This window comes from Micromonospora sonneratiae, from assembly GCF_042679305.1.
GTDB lineage: Bacteria > Actinomycetota > Actinomycetes > Mycobacteriales > Micromonosporaceae > Micromonospora_H > Micromonospora_H sonneratiae.
The window spans coordinates 1-23,147 of the sequence record NZ_JBHTMP010000036.1; the positions used below are offsets into that span (position 1 = coordinate 1).

Genomic DNA, 23,147 nt, shown 5'->3' on the forward strand with positions numbered 1-23,147 from the left:
TCGAGCCCTGGTCACCGCGACCGCAGCCCGGGCCGGCGGACCGCTCAACGTCTGGGCGCACGGCGACCACCCGGCCGCCGCCGCCCTCGCGCTCGACCTGGGGTTCGAGCGGGCCCGGGTGCTGTGGCAGTTCCGTCGGTCGCTTACCGTCCCACTGCCCGAGCCCCGGCTGCCGGCCGGGGTGTCGCTGCGCAGCTTCCGGCCCGGCGAGGACGACGAGAGGTGGCTGGCGGTCAACCGTCGGGCCTTCGCCGACCACCCCGAGCAGAGCCGGTGGACCCTGGACGACCTGCACACCCGGATGGCCGAGCCCTGGTTCGACCCGGCCGGCTTCCTGCTGGCGACCGAGGACGACACCGGACGGCTGCTCGGCTTCCACTGGACCAAGGTGCACGATCTGGCCGGTTCCGAACCGATCGGCGAGGTCTATGTCGTCGGCGTGGAACCGGAGGCACACGGGCTCGGCCTGGGACGGGCACTCACCACCGCCGGCCTGCTGTATCTGCGGGACCGGGGACTGACCCGGGCGATGCTCTACGTCGACGAGTCGAACACCGGCGCTACGGCGCTCTACACCCGGCTCGGGTTCGCCCTGCGGTCGACGGACGTCCGCTACCGGAAACCGTAAAGGCGGCACTCTCGGGATCTTCTACCCGACATGGTCACCTCCCGTCCGTCAGTTAACGGAACGGACAACTCACCCTAAACTTCCGGCCATTCACCTGGTCACACCTGTTCACCCTTCGTTCACCCACGACCGGCAAACCGGCTACCTGGCACTCCTAACTTCCCTACTAGCTGGTTCAACGACCGGCTCCCGGGGTGCACAGGATCCCGGCGCTTCCGTCCATGTGAAGGGAACCTTCAGGTGAAGCTCCAGCGGCACGGCACGCTTGCCTGCCTCGCTCTGACTGCGACGCTCGCCCTCAGTGCCTGCGGCTCGGACAACAACGAGCCCACCGGGTCCGCGTCCACCAGCTCCGCCGACTGCGCAACCGGCACGCTGAACGCGCAGGGTTCGTCAGCCCAGAAGAACGCTGTCAGCGAGTGGATCAAGGCGTACCAGCAGAAGTGCCAGGGCGCGACGATCAACTACGAGCCCTCCGGCTCCGGCGCCGGAATCCAGGCCTTCATCGCCGGCACCGCAGACTTCGCCGGCTCGGACTCCGTACTCAAGGACGACGAGCAGCCCAAGGCCGACGCCAAGTGCGTCGGCGGCAAGGCCATCCACCTGCCGATGGTGATCGGCCCGGTCGCCATCGCCTACAACCTCACCGGGGTGGACAACCTCCAGCTCAAGCCGGCCACCCTCGCAAAGATCTTCGCTGGCAAGGTCGCCAAGTGGGACGACGCCGCCATCCAGGCGGACAACCCGGGCGTCAAGCTGCCGGCCACCACGATTCAGGCGGTGCACCGCTCCGACGAGTCGGGCACGACCGACAACTTCACCGCCTTCCTGAGCAAGACCGCCGAGGCGGACTGGACCTTCGGCAAGGCCAAGGCATGGAAGGCGCCCGGCGGCACCGGCGCCAAGGGTTCGGACGGGGTGGCCAGCGCGGTCAAGCAGGCCGACGGTGCCATCGGCTACGTCGAGTGGTCGTACGCCGAGAACTCGGCCCTGAAGACCGCCAAGATCGGAAACGGGGCGGGCGAGTTCGCCGCGCTGACCGCCGAGTCGGCCGGTAAGGCCGTCGCCGGCGCGAAGCTCACCGGTGAGGGCGACGACCTCAAAATGTCGATCGACTACAACACCAAGGAGGCCGGGGCCTACCCGATCGTCCTGGTGACCTACGAGATCGTCTGCAGCAAGGGCGTTCCCGCCGACAAGCTCCCGCTGCTCAAGGGCTTCCTCACCCACGCCGCCAGCAGCGCCGGCCAGGCGGAACTGACTGAGCTGGGCTACGCCCCGCTGCCCGAGTCGGTACGCACCAAGGTCGAAGCCGCCGTCAAGAACATCTCCTGAAGCCTTCCCCGTACCTACGGAACGTAAGCGAGCGCAGATGGGCGAGAACCCTCCCCGCTCGGCCGGCGCCTCGGCGCAGTCGGCCGACGTACCAGCGACCACCATCCTGGACCGTGATCCGTCCGACGCCCCCGCCCCGACGGGGGCCTCACCCGGGCCGGCCGGGCTGGGCGGCGGCGGAGGCCTGCCCCGACGCCGGGCCTTCGGCACCGAACGGGCCTTCCGGGGCGTCACGCTGGCCGCCGGCGCGGCGGTACTCGTCATCATCGTGGCCATCGCGGTCTTCCTGATCGCCCGGGCGGTCCCGGCGCTACAGGCCAACACCGTCAACTTCTTCACCTTCCAGGGCTGGTTCCCCAACGACCCCGAGCCGAAGTTCGGCATCGGGGCACTGGCGTTCGGGACGGTGCTCTCCGCGGTGCTGGCGCTGCTGATGGCCGTACCGGTCGCGCTGGGGATCGCGCTCTACCTGTCCCACTACGCCCACCGCCGGATCGGCACGACCCTCGGGTTCCTGGTCGACCTGCTGGCGGCCGTACCGAGCGTGGTCTTCGGCCTGTGGGGCCGGGAGGTCCTCTACGAACCGGTCCGGGACCTGTCGGCCTGGTTGAACAAGTACTTCAACTGGCTGCCGATCTTCGGCGGCGACGGCCCGTTCGGCCGATCGATCCTGCTCGGCTCGCTGGTTCTGGCGATCATGGTGCTGCCGATCGTCACCTCGCTGTCCCGCGAGGTGTTCCTCCAGACCCCGGCCGCCAACCAGGAGGCCGCCCTCGCCCTCGGGGCCACCCGCTGGGAGATGATCCGCACGGCCGTGCTGCCGTACGGCCGGCCCGGCATCGTCGCCGCCGTGATGCTCGGCCTGGGCCGGGCCCTGGGCGAGACCATCGCCCTCGCGCTGACCCTCAACATGACCTTCGGCATCTCGGTCAACCTCATCGAGAACGGCGGCAACACCATCGCCGCCAACATCGCCAACGCCTTCGGCGAGGCCGGCGACACCGGTCGCGGCGCACTGATCGCCTCCGGCCTGGTGCTCTTCGCCATCACGCTGATCGTCAACATCACCGCACGGGCGATCCTCTACCGCCGCCGGGAGTTCACGGAGTCCGCCGCATGACCGCCACGACCACCCCGACCGCCACCCGGCCCTCCAGCGCACCGATCGGCGACCTACGGACCCGCCGGCTGCCCGTACCCGCGATGCTGGGTATCGCGGTGGCCGCCCTGGCCGGCTCGGCCGCGATCGTCTACGGCACCGGCATCGGTGGCCCGGTGCTGGTGGTCGTCATCGGCGCACTGCTCTACCTGGCCGGGCTGTACGCCGCCAGCAACGTGATCGAGGGCCGGCGACGGGCCCGCGACCGCACCTGGCACGCCCTGATCCACTCCGCCTTCGTACTGGCCGTCCTGCCGCTGGCCTCGGTGGTCTGGACCCTGGTCAGCCGGGGCCTCGAACGGCTCGACGCCAACTTCTTCCTGACCTCGATGAACAACATCGGGGCCCGGGACGCGAACGGTGGTGCCTACCACGCCATCATCGGCACCCTGGAACAGGTCGGCATCGCCGCGCTGATCACCGTACCGCTCGGCATCGCCGCCGCGATCTACATCGTCGAGTACGGCCGGGGCCGGTTCGCCTTCGCGATCCGGTTCTTCGTGGACGTGATGACCGGCATCCCGTCCATCGTTTCCGGCCTCTTCGTCCTGGCCTTCTGGGTGCTGATCGTGACGCCCGTCTTCAACGACGGCCGGCCCGGCTACTCCGGTTTCGCTGCCGCGCTGGCGTTGAGCGTGCTGATGCTGCCGACCATCGTGCGTTCCACCGAGGAGATGCTGCGCCTGGTGCCGGCCCCGCTGCGCGAAGGGTCGTACGCCCTGGGGGTGCCGAAGTGGAAGACGATCCTGCGGATCGTGCTGCCCACCGCCCTGCCCGGCATCGTCACCGGCGTGATGCTGGCCATCGCCCGCGCCGCCGGGGAGACCGCACCCGTACTGCTGGTCGCCGGTGGGGGCGCGGCGATCAACTTCAACCCGTTCGAGAACAACCAGTCGTCCCTGGCGCTCTTCGTCTACCAGCAGGCCGGGGACGCCTCCAAGTACGCGCCGGACCGGGCCTGGTCGGCGGCGCTCACCCTGGTCGCCCTCGTCCTCGTCCTGACGATCGCGGCGAAGCTGCTGGCCCGCCGTAACCGGCTGAGCCGCTGATCCTCGGAGGTAGTACCACCATGGCCAAGCGCATCGAAGCAACGAACGTGACCGCCTACTACGGCTCGTTCAAGGCGATCGAGAACATCAACCTGACCGTCGAGCCGAAGACCGTCACCGCCCTGATCGGCCCCTCGGGCTGCGGCAAGTCGACCTTCCTGCGGTCCATCAACCGGATGCACGAGGTGCTGCCCGGTGCCCGGGTCGACGGCAAACTGACCATCGACGACCAGGACATCTACCACCGCGACGTGGACGTGACGGCGGTCCGTCGGACGATCGGCATGGTCTTCCAGCGGCCCAACCCGTTCCCCACCATGTCGATCTTCGACAACGTGGTCGCCGGGTTGCGGCTCAACGGCGTACGGAAGAAGTCGGTCCTCTCCGAGGCCGCCGAGCAGGCGTTGCGGTCAGCGAACCTGTGGGACGAGGTCAAGGACCGGCTGGGCAAGCCCGGGGCCGGTCTCTCCGGCGGTCAGCAGCAGCGGCTCTGTATCGCCCGGACGATCGCGGTCGAGCCACAGGTGGTGCTGATGGACGAGCCCTGCTCGGCACTGGACCCGATCTCCACCCTGGCGATCGAGGACCTGATGTTCAAGCTGAAGGACCGGTTCACGATCATCATCGTCACGCACAACATGCAGCAGGCGGCCCGGGTCTCCGACCGTACGGCGTTCTTCTCCATCGAGCGGACCGGCGACCCCGGTCGACTCATCGAGTACGACGACACGCAGAAGATCTTCAGCAACCCGAGCGTGAAGAAGACCGAGGACTACATCACCGGCCGCTTCGGCTGAGCTGCCGCTTGGGCGTGACGAAGGGCTCCCCAACCCGGGGCAGGCATCATGCCCGCCACCCACCTGCCTGGTGGCCTGCCGCCGCCCCTCCCCTCCTCGTTGATCATGAAGTTGTAGGCAAATTTTGTCGGTTTCGGTGATGATAACTTCATGATCAACGGGGCAGGCATGATCAACGAGGAAAGGGGGGCTGGTCCGGGTCAGTCGAGAAGGAACCGGGGCTCGCTGCCGTCGGACGGGAACTCCATCCGGGGCATGATCGGCTTGGCGGGGTCACGCCCGGCGGCTGCCGCCGGAACGGCGGACAGCTCACCACAGGCCGCCACCTCGGCCAGGGTGAGCATGGTCGGCGGCAGCATGGCGATCTCGCCGGCGACGGCCCGTTCCAGCGCCTCCTCCGGCCTGATCCACATCGTGTGGTCGGCCTCGCCGGAGACGTCCCGGGTCCGCTGCCCCTCCGGCAGCAACGCCACGAAGAAGTACGTGTCGAAGCGACGCGGCTCGAACTCCGGGGTGATCCACCGGCTCCACGGCACCAGCAGGTCGGACCGCAGCGTCAACTCCCGCTCGGCCAGCAGGTCCGCGAAGTGCAGCTGCCGCTTGACCAGGGCCGACCGGGCCGCCTCCCAGTCGTCCCCGCTGACGTCACCGACGACCGTGTCGGCTGACGCCCCGGCCAGCAGGACGCCCGCCTCCTCGAAGACCTCCCGGGCCGCCGCGCAGACCACCGCCTGCGCCGCGCCGGGTTCCAGGGCCAGCCGCTGGCCCCAGTCGCCCGGGGTGGGGCCGGACCAGCCGAGACGTACCTGCGAGTCGGACGGGTCCACCCCGCCGCCCGGAAACGCGTACATGCCGCCGAAGACCATCGCGGCAACCCGACGGATGACGTACACCTCGAAGCCGGTGGTGGTGGCGGGCCGCAACAACAGGACGGTGGCGGCGACCCGCGCCGGTGCCGGCGGTTTGCCTTCGGCGTGGAAACGGCGGGCGTGCTCGACCAGCGGGGCTGGTGCCTTGGACCAGTCGAGCGCCGTGGTCCAGTCGCGGATCGTCATTCCGCGAGCTTAGTTCGCCCCATCGCCCGGCCGGCACAGGCAAGTCACCGGGGCAGCCGAGTGGCCTGGGAGCGCTCTCGGCTAGCGTGCCGACTATGACACGTTGGGGCATCCTGGCCACCGGTAACATCGCCGCACGCTTCGTCCAAGACCTCCGCCTGCTGCCGGACGCCGAGGTCGTCGCCGTCGGCTCACGGTCCGCCGAGGCGGCAAAGGCGTTCGCCGACCGGCACGACATCCCCCGGGCGTACGGATCATGGGCCGAACTCGCCACCGACCCCGACGTCGACGTGGTGTACGTCGCCACCCCGCACATCGCCCACCGCGACGCGGCCCTGACCTGCCTACGGGCCGGCAAGGCGGTGCTGTGCGAGAAGCCGATGACGCTGGACCGGGCCGGCAGCGCAGAACTGGTCGAGACGGCCCGCTCCCACGACGTCTTCCTGATGGAGGCGATGTGGATGCGCTGCAACCCGCTCATCCTGCGCACGCTGGAGCTGATCGCCGATGGCGCGATCGGCGAGGTGACCACGGTCGCGGCCGACTTCAGCCTGGCCGGGCCGTTCCCGCCGGAGCACCGGCTGCGGAGCCGGACACTGGGCGGCGGCGCGCTGCTGGACCTCGGCATCTATCCGGTCAGCCTGGCCCACCTGCTGCTCGGCGTACCCGACGAGGTGAAGGCCTGGGCAAAGCTGAGCCCCGAGGGCGTCGACGAGAACACCGCGATCATCCTCGGGTACGAATCGGGCGCGCTCGCCATGCTGACCTGCGGCATGCTCGGTGCGACGCCGCTGGTGGCCACGATCACCGGCACCCGGGGGCGAATCGAGCTGCCCAGCCTGTTCTTCCGCCCCGACCGGTTCACCCTGCACCGGGCCGACGCCGAGCCGGAGGTCTTCTCCGCTCCACTGGTCGGCGGGGGCTACCAGGACGAGGCGGCCGAGGTGCAGCGCTGCCTCGCGGCGGGCCTACGGGAGAGCCCGCTGGTGCCGCACGCGGCCACTCTGGAGGTGATGGGGCTGCTCGACGCCGTACGGGAGCAGGTCGGCGTCACGTACCCCTAGCGGGAGTCTCCACCCCTCCGCGCCCGACACAGGTGCCTCCGCGCGCCATACACCTCGGCCGGGTGCGCGGATTCCCCTGGGCCGGGCATGGGCACCTACCCGGAAAGGGTGGCCATCCAGACCGGGATGGCCACCCTTCCGCCAAATATGTGGATCTTGAAGGTAGAGTCGCTCAGCCGAAGATCGGGCGGACGAGGAAGTAGGTGATGCAGGCGATGATCGCAGCAGCAGGGAAGGTGATCACCCACGCGACCACGATGTTTCCGGCCACGTTCCAGCGCACCGCCGACAATCGCTTCGTCGCCCCGACACCCATGATCGCCGACGTGATCGTGTGGGTGGTCGAGATCGGCGCCTTGAGCACGAGCGCGTTGAAGTAGAGAACCGCGCTGGCGACGGTCTCAGCCGCGAAGCCCTCGGGCGGCCCGAGGTCGATAATCTTCCGGCCGAGCGTACGGATGATCCGCCAACCACCGGCGTACGTACCGGCCGCCAGCATCGCAGCCGACGTCCAGAACACCCATTCCGGGATGTGCGACTTGTCGCTCTGGTAGCCGCCGGTGTAGAGGGCGAGCACCACGATGCCCATCGTCTTGGCGGCGTCCTGCATACCGTGACCGACGGACATGGCTGCGGCGGACGCGGTCTGCGCCCAACGGAAGCCCCGGCCGAGCTTGCCCGGATGCCCCTTACGGAAGAGCCACAGGATGGCCAGCATCACCAGGTAGCCCAGCACCAGGCCGACCACCGGGGAAAGCACCATCGGGATGATGACCTTCTCCACGATGTTCAGCCACTGGACGACGCCACCGGCGGCGAAGAGCGTCGCGCCGACCAGGCCGCCGAAGAGCGCGTGGGACGAGGACGACGGAAGACCGAAGTACCAGGTGATCAGGTTCCAGCAGATCGCCCCGATGACGCCGGCGAAGAGCACCCCCAGGCTCTCCACCCCGGTGGGCAGGGTGACCAGCCCGTCCCCCACCGTCTTGGCCACGCCGGCCCCGAAGTGCGCACCGACGAAGTTACCGACCGCCGCCAGGGCGAGGGCGATCCGAGGGGTGAGCGCCCGGGTCGAGACGCTGGTGGCGATGGCGTTGGCCGCGTCGTGGAAGCCGTTGGTGTAGTCGAACACCATGGCCACGATGATCACCGCGATGACGGCGATGAGGGTCGTGTCCACGAACTCAGGACTCCTTGACCGCGATGGTCTCGACGGTGTTCGCGACGTGCTCGAAGGAGTCGCAGGCCGCCTCCAGCTCGTCGGCGACCTCCTTCATCTTCAGGACGGTCAGCGCGTCGTACTCGCCGGAGAAGAGGCGGACCAGCAGCATCCGATAGGCCTGGTCGCCCTCGTTCTCCAGCCGGTTGCACTCGATCCAGTAGTCCTCGAGATCCTTCATCGACTTCAGTCGGGGCATCGCCGCGGCGGTGAGCCGGGCCTGCTGGTCCAGTACGTTGACCAGCTCGTGCATCTCCCGGGGCAGCGACGGCAGCTTGGTCAGCCCGTAGAGGTAGAGCAGGTTGCCGACCGCCTCCAGGTGGTCCATCACGTCGTCGAGCAACGAGCCCAACCGGTAGATGTCCTCGCGATCGAACGGGGTGATGAAGGTAGAGTTGATCTTCTTGTAGAGCTCGTGGGTGATCTGGTCACTGTCGTGCTCGACCTCGGTCAGCCGCTCGCTCACCGACTGGACGTCGACGCCGGGCAGGGCCAACTCGTTGAGCAGCTCGGTACCCCGCACCAGGTTCTGCGCGGCCCTGGTGAAGAGCTCGTAGAAGGCGCCCTCGCTGGGGCGGAAGGAAAACTTCACGGGACGGACCTCGTTGCGTCGGTGGACGGGGGACGGACCATATGGGGAGCCTGCCCTCGGGAGATGCTAGGAAACGTGAAAACGCTGATTCCTGCGGGCTACCCCTGGTCAAACCCCATTAACCCATCGTTCACCTAACGTTCATCTTGACTCGTGCGCATGTCCCGCGGCGGTTTTGCCGCCGGACCACGGCTGACGTGGAACGAAGCAGCCAGATCACCTGGTCGGCATGACCACGACCGACCAGAACAGGGACGATCCAGGGTCCGGAGCAGCGGTCGCCCCGCCGTCAAGATCCGATGGTGGGGTCCGGCCGAGCCGGGACCGGGCGACTCAGGCCGAGCCGGGACCGGGCGACTCAGGCCGAGCCGGGACCGGGCGGCAGCGTCAGGCGGCAGGCTCAGACGACGAGGGCCAGCCACTTCCGGTACGCCGTCGCGAACGGCTCGGTACCGTCGCCGAGCGCACCGTAGAGCCACGCCGCGGCGGCCTCGGCCTGCACGACCAGGTCCTCGGGGTAGCCGTACTCGACCCGGTGCTCGGCGAACTCGTCCTCGTCACGTAACTCCACTGCACCGGTGGCGCGGCGGCGCACCACATCGAGGTCGAGGTCGATCAGGTGTACGGTGTCCCCCTCCCAGCGGGCCGGGCTGGCGATGTCACAGTAGACCTCGCTGGTCCGCGGGGGCGGGTTGAACATGCCGGTCCACCAGGCATTATGTGGCACGAGCAGCACGAACGGAATTTGTTCGACCGACGGCCGGCCGTGATAGATCGAGTGTGTTCCGGCGGTCACCCCCAGCCAGATGCCAAGGTCGTCCTCGGCCAGCCTGCGCGCCGGGTAGTCCCGGTGTGCGGTGCCGTCGTACTTGCGGTAGACGACCCGCACCACATCACTCGACATTCCCGCACCCTAGCCGATCCACGCCAACACCTGCCGCCCAGAAAACGGGGCGACGCCGGGTGGCTGAGCGCACCGGACGTCAGGGGCGCCGGGTACGGTCGCACGGTGACCGCGCCGACCTCCGCAGCCAACTCCACGACCTCGACCGACTCGGAAAACGGGTCGGGCAGGCCGGGTCGTCGTCGCCGTCGCGCCGGCCAGCCGACCGGCACAGAGCTGCTGGCTGCTGCCGTCGGCGCGGTACCCGGTGGCGCAGCCCGGCCGGGCCAGCAGCAGATGACTGCGGCGATCGAGGAGAGCATCGCCTCCGGCGACCACCTGCTGGTCCAGGCCGGCACCGGCACCGGCAAGTCCCTGGCCTACCTCGCCCCCGCGCTGACCGTGGACGGTCCAGTTGTGATCTCCACCGCAACGCTCGCCCTACAGTCGCAGCTCGTGGACCACGACCTGCCCCGGCTGGCCGACACGGTGGAGCCGGTACTGCGTCGACGGCCGACCTTCGCCGTGCTCAAAGGGCGGCATCACTACCTGTGTCTGGCCAGGCTGGACAACTCCACAGAGGATGAGCCGGAGGACACCCTCTTCGAGACGTCCGCCCAGGGGGGCACGAAGTGGCTCGGCGAGGCGGGCCGGCTCGGAAAGCAGATCCAACGGCTACGCGACTGGGCCCTGGAGACCGACACCGGCGACCGTGACGAACTCGACCCCGGGGTCGACGAGCAGGCCTGGCGACTGGTGTCGATGCCAGCCCGCGAGTGCGTCGGGGCGGCCCGCTGCCCGTACGGCGACGAGTGCTTCGCCGAGGCGTCCCGGGCCCGCGCCCGCGAGGCCGACATAGTGGTGACCAACCACAGTCTGCTGGCGGTCGACATGCTGGCCGGCCGGCACATCGTGCCGCCGCACAAGCTGCTCGTCGTCGACGAGGCCCACGAGCTCGCCGATCGGGTCTCCTCGGCGGCCCAGGCGGAACTCGTACCGGAGTTGATCGACCGGGCGGCCCGGCGGGCCCGACCGGTGCTCAAACCCGAAACCGCAGAGACTCTCACCGAGGCGGGCGACGCACTTTCGGTCGGACTGACCGAGGTGCCTGCCGGACGGTTGGTCGACGGGCTGCCGGCCCCGCTACGCGAGGCGTGCACGCTGCTCGACGCGGCGACCCGGACCGCCCTCGACGAGATCGGCGACATCAAGGCCGACGATCCCGACCCGGTACGCAAGCAGCAGGCCAAGGCGGTGCTCGACGAGCTGTCCAAAACCGCGCAACGCCTGCTGGAGGAAGCCGACCACGACGTGGCCTGGGTCGAGAAGGCGGAGATCGGTGGGTCCAGCCGACGCGCCCTGGTCGTCGCCCCGCTCTCCGTCGCCGGCACGTTGGCCACCCACCTGTACGACGAACGCACCGTCGTCGCCACCTCGGCCACGCTCACCCTGGGCGGACGGTTCGACACGGTGGCCCGGGCGCTCGGGCTGGAGGCACCTGATCCGCCACCGCCGTCGCCTGCCGCGTCGGCCCTCGCGGCGGCTACCGCACCGGGCCGGAAGGCGGGACCGGCAGCGGGCGGGCAGCCGGATACCGGAGGACAGCCGGCGAAGACCGCCGCCAAGACCCGGGTTGACGACGGCCGGGACTCCGGCCCCGGGTGGCGGTCACTGGACGTCGGTTCGCCGTTCGACTACGCCCGGCAGGGCATCCTCTACGTGGCCGCGCACCTGCCCCGGCCCGCTGCCTCGGGGCTGCCCGACCCGGCCGCCGAGGAGCTGCTGGCGCTGGTCAACGCGCTCGGTGGCCGTACGCTCGGGCTCTTCTCCTCGCGACGGGCCGCCCAGCAGGCAGCCGAGCTGCTGCGGACCCGCACCGACCTGCCGGTGCTGCTCCAGGGGGAGGAGGCGCTGCCGCTGCTGGTCCGCCGGTTCCGCGAGGACCGGTCGAGCTGTCTGTTCGGGGTGATGTCCCTCTGGCAGGGCGTGGACGTTCCGGGTGACGCCTGCCAACTCGTCGTCATCGACCGGCTGCCGTTCCCCCGCCCGGACGAGCCGTTGGCTGCGGCGCGGGCGGCGGCCGTCGACGCCACGGGTGGGTCCGGGTTCGCGGCGGTCAGCGTGCCCATCGCCGCCGTACGGCTGGCCCAGGGTGTCGGGCGGCTCATCCGGTCGACCGGTGACAAGGGCGTGGTGGCGGTGCTCGACTCCCGGTTGGAGACGGCTCGCGGGTACGGCGCGTTCCTCCGTCGCTCGCTACCGCCGTTCTGGTACACCACCCGGTCCGATGTCGCCCGGGGTGCGCTGGAACGGCTCAGCCGCGACTGAGCCTGCCGGCTTCCGCCGGCCGACCGGACGTCGGCCAGCGGAAGCGGCGGTCAACGGCCGGGTGGTTCTGCCGCGACCACCACCGCTTCCGGTGGTGGCATCGGCCCGTGGGCAAGCCGACGGATGCCGGTGTTGAGCACGGCCATCAACGGTACGGAGACCAGCGCACCGACGATCCCCGCCAGCACCACGCCGGCGGTGATGGCGATGACGACGGCCAACGGATGCAACGCCACCGCCCGGCCCATGATCAACGGCTGGAGAATGTGGCCCTCGACCTGCTGAACGCCGACCACGACGCCGAGAATGATCAGGGCGGTCACCCAGCCGCTGTCGACCAGTGCCACGAGTACGGCCACCGCACCGGAGAGGGTCGCCCCGACGATCGGGATGAACGCGCCGAGGAAGACCAGGGCAGCCAGCGGGAAGGCGAACGGGATGTCGAAGATGACCAGGAATATCCCGATACCGACCGCATCGATGAAGGCGACGAGCACGGTGGCCCGGACATAGGCCACCAGGGTCGCCCAGGAGGCCCGGCCCGCCTCGTCGACCCGCAGCCGGGCGGCGAACGGCAGCAGCCGGACCAGGAAGCCCCAGATCCGACCCCCGTCCCGGAGGAAGAAGAAGGTCGCGAAGAGCACCAGCAGGGTGCCGGTGAGCACCTCGAAGACGGTGGTGGCGGTGGAGAGCGCGCCGCTGGTCAGAGCCTGGGTGTTCTCGTCCACCCACTTCTGCCCCTGGTCGATGTACTGGTTGAGCTGGCCGTCCGACAGGTGCAGCGGGCCGGTCTTGAGCCAGTCCTGGATCTGCCGTACGCCCTTGGTGGCGTCCTTGCTCAACGCCGGGACGCCGGCGATGAACTCGTTGACCACGAGGGTGAGGGTGCCGATCACCGCGCCCAGCCCGGTGACCAGCACCAGCCCGGTTGCCAGTGATCGGGGAAACCGGATCCGCAGCAACCAGCCCACCGCCGGAGCCAGCAGGGCGGAGAGAAGCAGGGCGACCGCCAGCGGGATCACGACGATCCGGATCGTCCCGATCACCTCGATCAGCGCCCAACCGACGACGCCGAGGACACCGAGCCGCCACGCCCAGGCGGCGGCGATCCGCAGACCGTGCGGCACGTCGGCATCGTCACGGCTCGACGTGGAGGGATGGATCTCCGTCGCCGCTCCCGTCTCTGCCGCCGACGCTACGGGGGCGGCCGGCAGGGCAGCAGGAGGTGCGTCGCTGGCGGAACCGTCGTTACCCCGGTGCTCACGCCCACGCGCCGTCTTGACCGAGGCGCGGCCTGACTCGTAGGCGCGGCGGAGCCTCGCCCGCAACTTCTCGAAGCGGCTCAAGTGCACCTCCTGGCTGGTATCGGCCTCTTACGTTAGCCGGGTATCGCCAAACGGGCTCAAGTTGACCAGCCCTGACTTATCCCGGACATTGCCCTCCGACGCACCGGCTCAACCCTTGGCACCGCCCGACCCGGCAGCGTCGGCGCAGGCTCGCAGCCTTGGTAACGTCTCGATCGTGACCGGCGATCCGAACCTCGACTCTGGCCTGCCCATCCGCCTGCTGCACGACCGCGTCCTGGTCCGCCTCGAAGGCAACGAGGGCGAGCGGCGTTCCACCGCAGGCATCGTCATCCCGGCGACCGCCTCGATGGGTCGACGGTTGTCCTGGGCGACGGCGGTCGGGGTCGGGCCGAACGTACGGTCCATCGTGGCTGGCGACCGGGTGCTCTTCGACCCCGACGACCGCTCCGAGGTCGAGTTACACGGCCGGGAGTACGTCCTGCTGCGCGAGCGTGACGTGCACGCGGTCGCCGCTCAGCGCGTCGAGCCCGACTCCACCGGCCTCTACCTCTGACCGCCGACCGCTGGCGACAGCGGTCGGCGGCTACCTCTGCCGCCGGACCGGCGGGTCGGCTGGACCAGCAACTGGCTGGACCAGCAACTGGCTGGACCAGCGGGTCGACCCGACCGACGGGCCGACCCGACCGACGGGCCGAAGACCCTCGCCGCCGCCACCCGCTAGGCCCGGGGTGGGCCCCATTCCTCGGCGGATCCGGGAACGGGTGCCCCGACCGGCGGGCGGCCGTACGGCGAAGGCCCGGCCGACTGCGGGCCGGATGGATATGGACCAGCCGGACCGCCACTACCGACCGGGCCGCCACTACCGACCGGGCCGCCGCTGCCGACCGGGCCGCCGCTGCCGACCGGGCTGCCCAGGCCGCCGCCCAACGGTGGTCGCCCGATCGGCCCCGGACCGTAGGGCGGGCGGTAGCCACCGACGTACGCCATCGCCGGAGGCGGCGCCAGCACGACCGGTACGGGCACCACTGGCTCGTCCGGTGCCTCCACCGGCCGGCGTACCCCGTCCGGGAAGGTCAGGTGGTAGCGCGTTCCGTCCCACACGCCGACCGGGGCCTGTGGGTCACGGCCGACGAAGACCTGCCGACAGGCGGAGATCTCGGCCAGCAGTTGCTGTTCCTCGGTTGCGATCCGGGCAAGATCGTTCGGCTTGGTGTCCAGACCGCGTCGTGCCCCGTCCCGAAGCAGCGCAAGCCGGGTCGCCGCGAACTGGTAGCTCCGCATCGCCCTGGCACCCGCGTCGCCGGCCACCCGACGGGCCCAACGGCGGGCCGAGTGCCGACGACCGAGGCTGGCCAGCGAGGCGACCTCCGGTGGAGTGAGCCAGCCGGCGCGGACGTAGTCGGGCAGGGTGCGTTCGACGAGTCGCCCCTCCCAGGTCCGCAGCCAGATGGCCAGCCCGACCATGCCGAAGAAGATGGGCACCATCACCCCGATGTAGCCGTAGAGCAGGATCAACGCCTCGCCGGTCGCCTGGACCAGCGACGGCATGAGGTTCCAGGCACCGTGCAGGATCATCGCCAGGATCAGGCCCGCCAGCGGGGCGAGCAGGCGAACCCGCAGGTCGGCCGAGCGGGCGGCGATGCCCAGCCCGATACCGGTCATCGAGGTGAACAACGGGTGGGCGAAGCCGGTGAGCAGGATGCGCATGATGAAGATGGCGAAGACCTGTTGCGCGCCGGTCGCCGGGCCGTACTGGTCGACACCCGTGGCGTAGCCGTGGCCGCCGAGGTAGAGGATGTTCTCCACCATCGCGAACCCGACCGCCGATAGTCCACAGTAGACGAGTCCGTCGGTGATCCCGGACCACTCCCGCCGCCGGAAGATCAGCAGCAGGATCGGCCCCAACGCCTTGGTCAGCTCCTCGATGAACGGAGCGACCAGCACCGCCACCAGCGCGTCGGGCAGGCCCATCTTCGCGAAGATCTCCGCCGCCTGCGTGTTCACCGTCAACGACGCGGCGGTGGAGACGAACGCGCCCCACGCGAAGCAGAAGACGAGATACTTCATCGGTTCCGGCTCGTACCGGTCGAGCCACAGGAAACAGGCCACCAGCACCGGCACCGGCAGGATCGCCGCGACCAGACCGACCAGCAGCGCGGTGACGCCGAGGTTCTCACCCAGCGTGAAGAGCATGTAAATGGCACAGGCGGCAATGAACAGGACCGCTCCCACCATCACCAGGCCACGCCGCCAACTCAGACCACGCCCGGGTACCCGCGTCACCACCGGTCCCTGCGGCGGATGCAGCCCGGCCGGCGGATACGGCGGACCGGCGGGCGGGGGCGGCGACGACGGGTACGGGGCACCGCCGGGTGGGGTGTCGGCCATGCCGTCAGCGTAGCCACCCGCCACCGGGTTTCCGGGGCGCATCCATGCCCGCTATGCTCCGAGTCAGGTCACGAGTGCCAGCGACCAACGATCACCGCCTATCCAGGAGGTGGTCGAAGCCCCGGCTTGCTGGCCGGCAACCCTCGTTGAGGTTCGCGGTGGGGTGCCCCGGGTGATGACCGGGCCCAGCCCGATCCGTGTGCTGGGCAAGCGCGGACCCCATCACCCTTTTCACACTCGGGGTCCCTGGATTGTCGAAGGGGCTCTTCATGCGCACCCCAGTCGCACCCACCTCCACCGTTTCCATTCCGTGGATCGCCCCGCAGCGTCGGGCGAACCGGCGTGGCCCGAAGGCCGGCATCGTGCCCGGCTCGCTCGGCGTACTCGGTGTGCCCGGCCAGATCAACCTCGACTACGCGGCCACCGCACCGTGCGCGCGAGCCGCCGCCGACGCCGTGACCGAACTGCTGCCCTGGTACGCCAGCGTGCACCGGGGCGCCGGCGCGCTGTCGCAGCACTGCACCCTGGCGTACGAACGGGCCCGGCAGTCCATCGCCGACTTCCTCGATGCGCGGGCCGACGACCACGTCGTCTTCACCCGTAACACCACGGACGCGCTCAACCTGCTGGCCAGCGCCCTTCCGGCCGGGACCTCGGTGGTCACCTTCGACGCCGAGCACCATGCCAACCTGCTCCCCTGGCCAACCGGCACGGTACGGCTGCCGGTGCCGTCCTCGCCCGGCGCGGCGGTACGGGCACTCGACGCGGCACTACGTGAGCTGCGCCGGAACCCGGCCCCACGCACCGGCGCAGCTTCATCCAACGGCGCAGGCCGAGCAACCGGCGCAGCTTCATCCAACGGCGCAGGCCGAGCAACCGGCGCAGCTTCATCCAACGGCGCAGGCCGACCCACCGACGCTCCGATCCTGGTCGCCGTGACCGGGGCCAGCAACGTCACCGGAGAGTGCTGGCCGGTAGCCGAACTGGCGCTGGTCGCCCGCCGGCACGGTGCCCGGATCGCGGTCGACGCCGCCCAACTCGCGCCACACGTCCCGATCAGCATCACCGAGCTGGGGGTGGACTATCTGGCCCTTTCCGGGCACAAGCTCTATGCGCCGTTCGGTGCCGGGGTGCTGGTCGGGCGGGCGGACTGGCTGGACGCGGCACCGCCGTACCTGGCCGGGGGTGGGGCAACCGTCCACGTCGGATCGGCGACCCACGACGTACGGTGGGCCAGGGGTCCGGCCAGGCATGAGGCGGGTACGCCCAACCTGCTCGGCGCGGTCGCCCTCGCTGCGGTCTGCGTGGCCCTGGACGGGGCGGACCGGGCCGCACTGTGCTCGGCCGAGCAGGCGCTACTCGGGCGGTTGCGCTCCGGACTCGCCGCGCTGCCCGATGTCGTGGAGCTACGTACCTTCGACGCCGACGCGGAGCGGGTCGGCATCGTCTCCTTCGTGGTCGCCGGTCACGACTCCGCCGACGTGGCCGCCGTACTGGCCCGCAAACACGCGATCGGGTTACGGGACGGGCTGTTCTGCGCCCACCCACTGGCCCGGCGGCTTCTGGCCGAGGCCGCCGCCCGGACCGGACGTACCGATCTGCCGCCGACCGCGCTACGGGTCAGCATCGGGTTGGGCAGCACCGTCGACCACGTCGATCGGCTGCTCGACGCGCTGGGCACGATCGGCTGACCGACGTACCGGGCACGATCGAAGCTCCGGGCAGGATCGGTTGACCGTAGCTCCAGGCGTGGTCATCTGGTCATGGGCCGCACCTCACTCGTCCTCGATGTGCGTGTGGGGTGCGGTCTCCGCCGTCGCCTTGGACGCACTGCCGATCGCCTGGCGGACCAGATGGTTGGCCTCGGTCCGTTCGAGTCCGGTGGCCCGCAGCAGGTCACTCGCGGTCGTACGGATCTGCGCCACCACCACGCTGCCGGAGAAACCCACCCCGTCGTTGTACGCCCGACCGGCTTCACTGACCGCACGGAGCGCCACCTCACGGGTCGCTTCAGGCTTCTCCCCCCGGCCCAGTTCCTGCACCAGTCGTCGTACCGTCTCGGCCAGGTTGGCCACTGCCATCGGCATGGTCGGCGGCACCGGTTCCTCGTCCTCCAGGGCGGTTACCGCCCGCCGAACCAGGGTCCCGCTGTTGTGCACGGCATGGTTGATGAACTCGATGCTCTGCGAGTAACGGGCCAGCGCCCCTCGCCGGTGCCAGCGGACGGGGGACAGGATGGCGGTCTCCCGGCCGCCCTCCAGGGCGTCCTGTAGCTCGTCCATCCGCTCCTCCACCTCCTGTAGGCAGTCCAGGGCGTGCTGTGCCTGCTTGGCATCTCCATTGGCGAGCGCGTCCGACGTCACCGACAGTTGCTTGGTCAGGATGTCCAGCGCCCGCCGGGCGGCCTTGTCCACCAGCCGTAACGGGTTGCTCGGCCACAACACGGCCACCACGAGCAGCCCGACGATGCCGCCGACCAGTGCGTCGATGACCCGGGGAAACTCCAGGTTCCGTACGGTGGGGCTGAGGGTGGCGATCAGCACACCGGTGGCGGCTGCCTGGGTCACCACGGCGGGACCACCACCCAGGGCGATGGAGATGATGATGGACATCCCGACGATCAGGCCGAGTTGCCAGGGCCCGGTACCGATGGCGATGAGCAGTCCGTCACCGATGGCGATTCCCAGGGCCACCCCGACGATCAGTTCGACGGTCCGACGCAGCCGCTGGCCGAGTGACGAGGCCAGGGTGCCGACCGCCGCGATCGGCGCGAAGACCGGTTCGGGGTTGCCGAGCAGTTCGTGCGCGGCGACCCAGGCCAGGGCGGCGGCGATCGCGGCCTGCACGGCAAGCCCGAGGCTGAGCCGGACGCGGTAGATCCGGTCGTGCAACGTCGGTACGGACTTCCGGCGTAGTTCAGCGAGCGCCTCCGAGATCCGGTGGGCGTCGGTGTCGAGTTGCACGCCATCGATGTGCAGTTTGACCGACTTATCCCTCCGAGCGGCCATGACCGGGACTACCCACCATGAGCCCGATGAATCGTCGCAAGACGCCCTGGACGGACAAGTTCGGCCGCCAAGGCTCCGCCGTTGCCAGCACGCCCGGCTCCGCCGTTGCCGGCACGCCCGGCTCCGCCGTTGCCGGCACGCCCGGGACCGGCCCGGCCGTACGGGAGATGACCATGGCCGGTACGGCTTCCGGCGGATAGCCTCTTCAGGCGTGACTGGTTCCCCGCTGCTCGACGAACTTCGTACCGCCCTCGGCGATGGTGCGGTGCTGACCGACCCGGATCTGCTCCGTGTCCACCAACGCGACGAAGCCGATCTGTGTGTCGCCGGTATGCCGGCCGTGGTCACCCGCCCCCGCAACACCGCCGAGGTGGTCGCCGTCGTCCGGGCCGCCGCCCGACACGGGGTACCGGTGGTGCCGCAGGGGGCCCGTACCGGCCTGGCGGGCGCGGCCAACGCGGTCGACGGAGCGGTGATCCTCTCCACCGCCGGGATGAACCAGATCCTGGAGATCGACCCGGTCAACCGGATCGCCGTGGTGCAACCAGGGGTGGTCAACGCCACCCTGGCCGCCGAGGTCGGCAAACACGGGCTGCGCTACCCGCCCGACCCGGGTTCCTGGGAGTCGTCCACCATCGGCGGCAACGTCGCGACCAACGCCGGTGGCATGTGCTGCGTCAAGTACGGGGTGACCACCGAGTACGTACTCGGGTTGGAGGTCGTGCTGGCCTCCGGCGAGGTGCTGCGCACCGGCCGACGTACGGCCAAGGGCGTCGCCGGGTACGACCTGACCCGGCTCTTCGTCGGTTCGGAGGGCACCCTCGGCGTGATCACCGAGATCACCGTGTCCCTGCGGCCCGCCCCGGAGGAGTCGCTCACCCTGGTCGCCGTCTTCCCCTCCACGGCAGCGGCCGGCACTGCGGTGGCCGAGATCTCGGCCCAGGGCCTCACCCCCAGCCTGCTGGAGCTACTGGACCAGACCCACCTGCGGGCGATCGAGGCGTACCAGTCGATGGGGCTGCGTACGGACGCCCGCGCACTGCTGCTGGCCGCGTCCGACACCGGGCCGAGGGCGGCGGCCGACCTCGAACGGCTGGCCGAGGTGTGCGAGGCCGCCGGGGCGGACGAGGTGTTCGCGGCGACCGACCAGATCGAAGCCGCCGCGTTGTTGCAGGCCCGGCGGATGGCGCACCCGGCGATGGAGCGGTTCGCCGCCGAGGCGTTCCCGGGCGGCAACGGTGGGTTGATCATCGACGACGTCGCGGTTCCCCGGGGCTCGCTGGCGGCACTGCTCGACGGGGTGGACCGGATCGCCGAGGAGTGCGGCGTCACGATCGGTGTGGTCGGGCATGCCGGTGACGGGAACATGCACCCCAACATCGTCGTCGACCGGGCCGACCCGGCCAGCATCGAACGCGGCCGGCGGGCATTCGACGACATCATGCGGCTCGCGCTGGAGATGGGCGGCACCTGCACCGGCGAGCACGGGGTGGGCCTGCTCAAACGCGAGTGGCTGGCTCAGGAGATCGGCCCGGTGGGTGTACGGGTGCACCAGGCGATCAAGTCGGCCCTGGACCCGACCGGCCTGTTCAACCCCGGCAAGGTGCTCTGACCGGTTCCGGCCTAGAACGGGGTGGTGTCCGCCAGCAACTGGACCACGGCTCCGGCCGTCTTCGGCGAACTGCCGCAGTCGAGCCAGGAAACCGTCAACGCGCCGGTGGTCAGGGTGTAGGAGAACCCGTCCGCACAGTTGGGCGAGCCGGGGCGCTGTCGTGCCTCGGCGGTCAGCGCCGGATCGGCCAGCAGCGACCGGAGCTTCGTTCGCTGCCCGACGGTGAGGGTGCCGTTCTGCGCGTCCCGGGAGTTCGGCTGGTTGTAAAAGGTCCACTTCCCGTCCGTACCGGCGGTCACCGACTGCCAGACCCCGGCGAAGCCGCCGCTACGGACGATCGTGACCTCGCTGCCGCCAGCCGACGGTGGTTGCCCGGCGGGGGTGCCCGTCGGCGTCGGCGGGAAACCCTCCGGCGACCCCGGCGACGGGCCGGTGCCACCGACCACCGGGGTCGGCGGGCCGCCCGCCGGTTGGGACGGCGTTTCGGCACCCGTACATCCGGCTGCCGCGGTGACCACCAGCGCGCTGGCCGCCAGCAGAGGCAGGACGTATCGCCATCGACGAATGCTCATCCGACAACCGTACGGTGAATCCATCGACGCCGCAGTCCCACCCGCTTCCGGCTAGCGCTGGAGCCCGCGCAGGTCCTCCTCGACTCCCCGGTCGGCGGCGGCGAAGCCCCGGACGTCCGGTGCGCCGACCCGGGCCGCGTCCGCGGTCGCGTCGTCGGGCATCTGCTGCGACTGCCGTTCCGCCTCCACCCGGGCCAGGTAGTGCTCGACCTCACGAGCGCGTACCGTCTCGTCCCAGCCCAGCACCGCGCCCATGAGCTCGGCCGCGTGCTCCGCCGACTCGGTCCCCCGGTGGGCGGTCTCGATCGAGATCCGGGTACGCCGGGTCAGTACGTCGTCCAGGTGCAGCGCCCCTTCGGCGCGGGCCGCGTACGCGACCTCGGCGGCGAGGTACTCCGGCGCCCCGGCCAGCGGTGCGGCCAGCAGTGGATCAGCCTCGATCAGGGCCAGCAGGTCGACGGTGAGCGTGCCGTAGCGCTCCAGCAGGTGCTCCACCACGCCCACCTGCACGCCGTGCCGCCGGGCCAGGTCCGCCCGGTCCCGCCACATCGCGGTGTAGCCGTCCGCGCCAAGCAACGGCAGGTCGGCGGTACGCGACGGCCGGTTCCCGCCGAGCCGACGGACGGCCTGGTCCACCACGTCGGCCGCCATCACCCGGTACGTCGTGTACTTGCCGCCCGCCACCAGCAGCAGACCGAGCATCGGCTCGAACACCGCGTGCTCGCGGGACAGCTTGGAGGTCGAGTCGGCCTCGCCGGACAGCAGCGGGCGCAGGCCGGCGTACACCCCTTCGATGTCCGACTTGGACAGTGGCCGGTCGAGCACCGGGTTGACCTGGTCGAGCAGGTATTCGATGTCCCGGGCCGAGGCCGCCGGGTGGGCCCGATCGAGCTGCCAGTCGGTGTCGGTGGTGCCGATGATCCAGTGCCCGCCCCAGGGCAGCACGAAGAGCACCGAGGTCGCGGTACGCAGGATCAGTCCCGCCTCGCCGCTGATCGCCGAGCGGGGCACCACCAGGTGCACCCCCTTGGACGCCCGTACCCGCATGCTCGGGCGCAGCCCGACGTCGTTGAGCATCCGCGACATGTCGTCGGTCCAGACGCCGGTGGCGGCGATGACCGTACGGGCGCTCACGTCGAACTCGGCCTCGGGCGAGCCGGGCCGGGCCTCCATGTCCCGGACCCGTACCCCGGTCACCTCACGGGCCTGGCGGATCAGGCTGACCGCCCGGGCACTGGTCACCACGGTCGCGCCCAGGCTGGCGGCGGTACGGGCCAGGGTGACCACCAGTCGGGCGTCGTCGACCTGTCCGTCGTAGTAGCGGATCGCCCCGGCGATGGCATCCTGGCGCAGGCTCGGGAACAACCGCCGGGCGCCCTCCCGGGTCAGGTGGCGGTGCAGCGGCATGCCGCGACCACCACCGAACAGCCCGGCGAACGCGTCGTAGGCCGCCACCCCGGCTCCGTAGTAGGAACGCTGCCAGGCGCGGGCGGGCAGCCCGGCGACCCCGGTGCGGGATGGCAACGGGACCAGGATCGGCACCGGTCGAACCAGGTGCGGAGCCAGTCGGGTGGCCAGTAGGCCACGCTCGGTGAGCGCCTCGTGGACCAGGCCGAGTTCCAGCTGCTCCAGGTAGCGCAGGCCGCCGTGGATCAACTTGCTGGACCGGCTGGACGTGCCCGAGGCATAGTCACGGGCCTCGACCAGGGCGACCTTGAGGCCCCGGGACGCGGCATCCAGCGCGGCACCGGCACCGGTCACCCCGCCACCGATGACGAGCACGTCGAAGCGCTCGTTACGGAGGCGGCGCAGGTCGTCATCGCGGCGGGTCGGAGAGAGTTGGCTGGCGACGTACCGGGACACATTGGGGTCACGCACACCTTTACCGTAGCCCGCCAGGCAATGGACGGCGCACGGTGATCCAGGCAGCGGTGATTCCGACCCGCAGGTCGGGCCCGCAGGTCGGGCCCTCGCCGGACCGAACGGTTGTTCCAGGCCGGGTCCGTTCTGCGCAGTCATGATCGCTCCGGCCGACCCGTCCCTGCCGATCAGGCAGACACGTGTTCCCGCAACCAGGCAACATGTGTTCCCGCCAATTGGCGCGGGCGTGACACCATACCCGTGTAGTCCGCAACGGGGGATGCCGGGCCG

General features: G+C 70.3%; 20 protein-coding genes and 1 riboswitch. Of the genes, 11 read left to right on the top strand and 9 right to left on the bottom strand.

Annotation, left to right across the window (positions count from 1 at the left end; translation table 11 throughout):
• From mshD to pstB, 5 genes are all read left to right on the top strand, one after another.
• Positions 1 to 628 (top strand): mycothiol synthase (gene mshD / locus ACFQ4H_RS21695; RefSeq protein WP_377573105.1); only part of this gene is annotated, 628 nt, incomplete at its 5' end.
• A gap of 240 nt (positions 629 to 868) precedes the next feature.
• Positions 869 to 1,963: a phosphate ABC transporter substrate-binding protein PstS gene (pstS, locus tag ACFQ4H_RS21700; RefSeq protein ID WP_377573108.1), complete on the top strand. Its 1,095-nt coding sequence runs from the start codon at positions 869 to 871 to the stop codon at positions 1,961 to 1,963.
• 37 nt (positions 1,964 to 2,000) lie between these two features.
• Positions 2,001 to 3,083, top strand: coding sequence for a phosphate ABC transporter permease subunit PstC (gene pstC / locus ACFQ4H_RS21705; RefSeq protein WP_377573111.1), 1,083 nt, complete (start codon positions 2,001 to 2,003; stop codon positions 3,081 to 3,083).
• Positions 3,080 to 4,171, top strand: a complete 1,092-nt coding sequence (gene pstA, locus ACFQ4H_RS21710) for a phosphate ABC transporter permease PstA (protein ID WP_377573114.1) — start codon at positions 3,080 to 3,082, stop codon at positions 4,169 to 4,171. Before pstC ends, pstA begins: the two co-directional genes overlap by 4 nt.
• A gap of 20 nt (positions 4,172 to 4,191) precedes the next feature.
• Positions 4,192 to 4,968 (top strand): phosphate ABC transporter ATP-binding protein PstB, encoded by a 777-nt coding sequence (pstB, locus tag ACFQ4H_RS21715; RefSeq protein WP_377573117.1) that lies wholly within the window; start codon positions 4,192 to 4,194, stop codon positions 4,966 to 4,968.
• A gap of 200 nt (positions 4,969 to 5,168) precedes the next feature.
• On the opposite strand, the gene ACFQ4H_RS21720 is transcribed toward pstB, so the two are convergent.
• Positions 5,169 to 6,023, bottom strand: coding sequence for an NUDIX hydrolase (locus ACFQ4H_RS21720; RefSeq protein ID WP_377573120.1), 855 nt, complete (start codon positions 6,021 to 6,023; stop codon positions 5,169 to 5,171).
• Positions 6,024 to 6,118: 95 nt separating this feature from the next.
• Here ACFQ4H_RS21720 and ACFQ4H_RS21725 point away from each other — a divergent pair, with 95 nt between their 5' ends.
• Positions 6,119 to 7,087 (top strand): Gfo/Idh/MocA family protein, encoded by a 969-nt coding sequence (locus ACFQ4H_RS21725; protein WP_377573123.1) that lies wholly within the window; start codon positions 6,119 to 6,121, stop codon positions 7,085 to 7,087.
• Between the two features lie 172 nt (positions 7,088 to 7,259).
• On the opposite strand, the gene ACFQ4H_RS21730 is transcribed toward ACFQ4H_RS21725, so the two are convergent.
• From ACFQ4H_RS21730 to ACFQ4H_RS21740, 3 genes are all read right to left on the bottom strand, one after another.
• Complete coding sequence (locus tag ACFQ4H_RS21730) at positions 7,260 to 8,267, bottom strand: inorganic phosphate transporter (RefSeq protein ID WP_377573125.1); 1,008 nt, start codon at positions 8,265 to 8,267, stop codon at positions 7,260 to 7,262.
• Positions 8,268 to 8,271: 4 nt separating this feature from the next.
• Positions 8,272 to 8,898, bottom strand: coding sequence for a DUF47 domain-containing protein (locus tag ACFQ4H_RS21735; RefSeq protein ID WP_377573128.1), 627 nt, complete (start codon positions 8,896 to 8,898; stop codon positions 8,272 to 8,274).
• Between the two features lie 400 nt (positions 8,899 to 9,298).
• On the bottom strand, positions 9,299 to 9,802 hold the full coding sequence (locus ACFQ4H_RS21740; protein ID WP_377573131.1) for a DUF402 domain-containing protein: 504 nt from the start codon (positions 9,800 to 9,802) through the stop codon (positions 9,299 to 9,301).
• 216 nt (positions 9,803 to 10,018) lie between these two features.
• Here ACFQ4H_RS21740 and ACFQ4H_RS21745 point away from each other — a divergent pair, with 216 nt between their 5' ends.
• Positions 10,019 to 12,109 carry an ATP-dependent DNA helicase gene (locus ACFQ4H_RS21745; RefSeq protein ID WP_377573278.1) on the top strand — a complete coding sequence of 697 codons (2,091 nt, stop codon included), beginning with the start codon at positions 10,019 to 10,021 and terminating at the stop codon, positions 12,107 to 12,109.
• Between the two features lie 50 nt (positions 12,110 to 12,159).
• Here ACFQ4H_RS21745 and ACFQ4H_RS21750 read toward each other — a convergent pair whose 3' ends face one another.
• Complete coding sequence (locus tag ACFQ4H_RS21750) at positions 12,160 to 13,461, bottom strand: AI-2E family transporter (RefSeq protein WP_377573134.1); 1,302 nt, start codon at positions 13,459 to 13,461, stop codon at positions 12,160 to 12,162.
• Positions 13,462 to 13,630: 169 nt separating this feature from the next.
• Here ACFQ4H_RS21750 and ACFQ4H_RS21755 point away from each other — a divergent pair, with 169 nt between their 5' ends.
• A complete protein-coding gene (locus tag ACFQ4H_RS21755) occupies positions 13,631 to 13,969 on the top strand; it encodes a GroES family chaperonin (RefSeq protein ID WP_377573137.1) in 339 nt (112 codons plus the stop codon).
• A gap of 164 nt (positions 13,970 to 14,133) precedes the next feature.
• Here the strand turns inward: ACFQ4H_RS21755 and ACFQ4H_RS21760 are convergent, their stop codons facing one another.
• Positions 14,134 to 15,846 carry a PrsW family intramembrane metalloprotease gene (locus ACFQ4H_RS21760; protein ID WP_377573141.1) on the bottom strand — a complete coding sequence of 571 codons (1,713 nt, stop codon included), beginning with the start codon at positions 15,844 to 15,846 and terminating at the stop codon, positions 14,134 to 14,136.
• A 24-nt stretch (positions 15,847 to 15,870) separates the two neighbouring features.
• Positions 15,871 to 16,023, top strand: a riboswitch (SAM riboswitch).
• A 140-nt stretch (positions 16,024 to 16,163) separates the two neighbouring features.
• Between ACFQ4H_RS21760 and ACFQ4H_RS21765 the strand changes: the two genes are divergently transcribed.
• Entirely contained in the window at positions 16,164 to 17,495 is a 1,332-nt protein-coding gene (locus ACFQ4H_RS21765) for an aminotransferase class V-fold PLP-dependent enzyme (RefSeq protein WP_377573281.1), read from the top strand.
• An 84-nt stretch (positions 17,496 to 17,579) separates the two neighbouring features.
• Here ACFQ4H_RS21765 and ACFQ4H_RS21770 read toward each other — a convergent pair whose 3' ends face one another.
• A complete protein-coding gene (locus tag ACFQ4H_RS21770; RefSeq protein ID WP_377573144.1) occupies positions 17,580 to 18,812 on the bottom strand; it encodes an FUSC family protein in 1,233 nt (410 codons plus the stop codon).
• Between the two features lie 26 nt (positions 18,813 to 18,838).
• Between ACFQ4H_RS21770 and ACFQ4H_RS21775 the strand changes: the two genes are divergently transcribed.
• A complete protein-coding gene (locus tag ACFQ4H_RS21775) occupies positions 18,839 to 19,012 on the top strand; it encodes a hypothetical protein (RefSeq protein ID WP_377573147.1) in 174 nt (57 codons plus the stop codon).
• Between the two features lie 11 nt (positions 19,013 to 19,023).
• Positions 19,024 to 20,424, top strand: coding sequence for an FAD-binding oxidoreductase (locus tag ACFQ4H_RS21780; protein WP_377573150.1), 1,401 nt, complete (start codon positions 19,024 to 19,026; stop codon positions 20,422 to 20,424).
• An 11-nt stretch (positions 20,425 to 20,435) separates the two neighbouring features.
• Here ACFQ4H_RS21780 and ACFQ4H_RS21785 read toward each other — a convergent pair whose 3' ends face one another.
• Together ACFQ4H_RS21785 and ACFQ4H_RS21790 are read right to left on the bottom strand one after the other, a co-directional pair.
• Positions 20,436 to 20,996: a hypothetical protein gene (locus ACFQ4H_RS21785; protein ID WP_377573152.1), complete on the bottom strand. Its 561-nt coding sequence runs from the start codon at positions 20,994 to 20,996 to the stop codon at positions 20,436 to 20,438.
• A gap of 51 nt (positions 20,997 to 21,047) precedes the next feature.
• The gene (locus tag ACFQ4H_RS21790) at positions 21,048 to 22,859 is read right to left on the bottom strand and encodes a glycerol-3-phosphate dehydrogenase/oxidase (RefSeq protein WP_377573283.1); all 1,812 of its coding nucleotides are present in this window, start codon (positions 22,857 to 22,859) and stop codon (positions 21,048 to 21,050) included.
• Between the last annotated feature and the right edge of the window lie 288 nt (positions 22,860 to 23,147).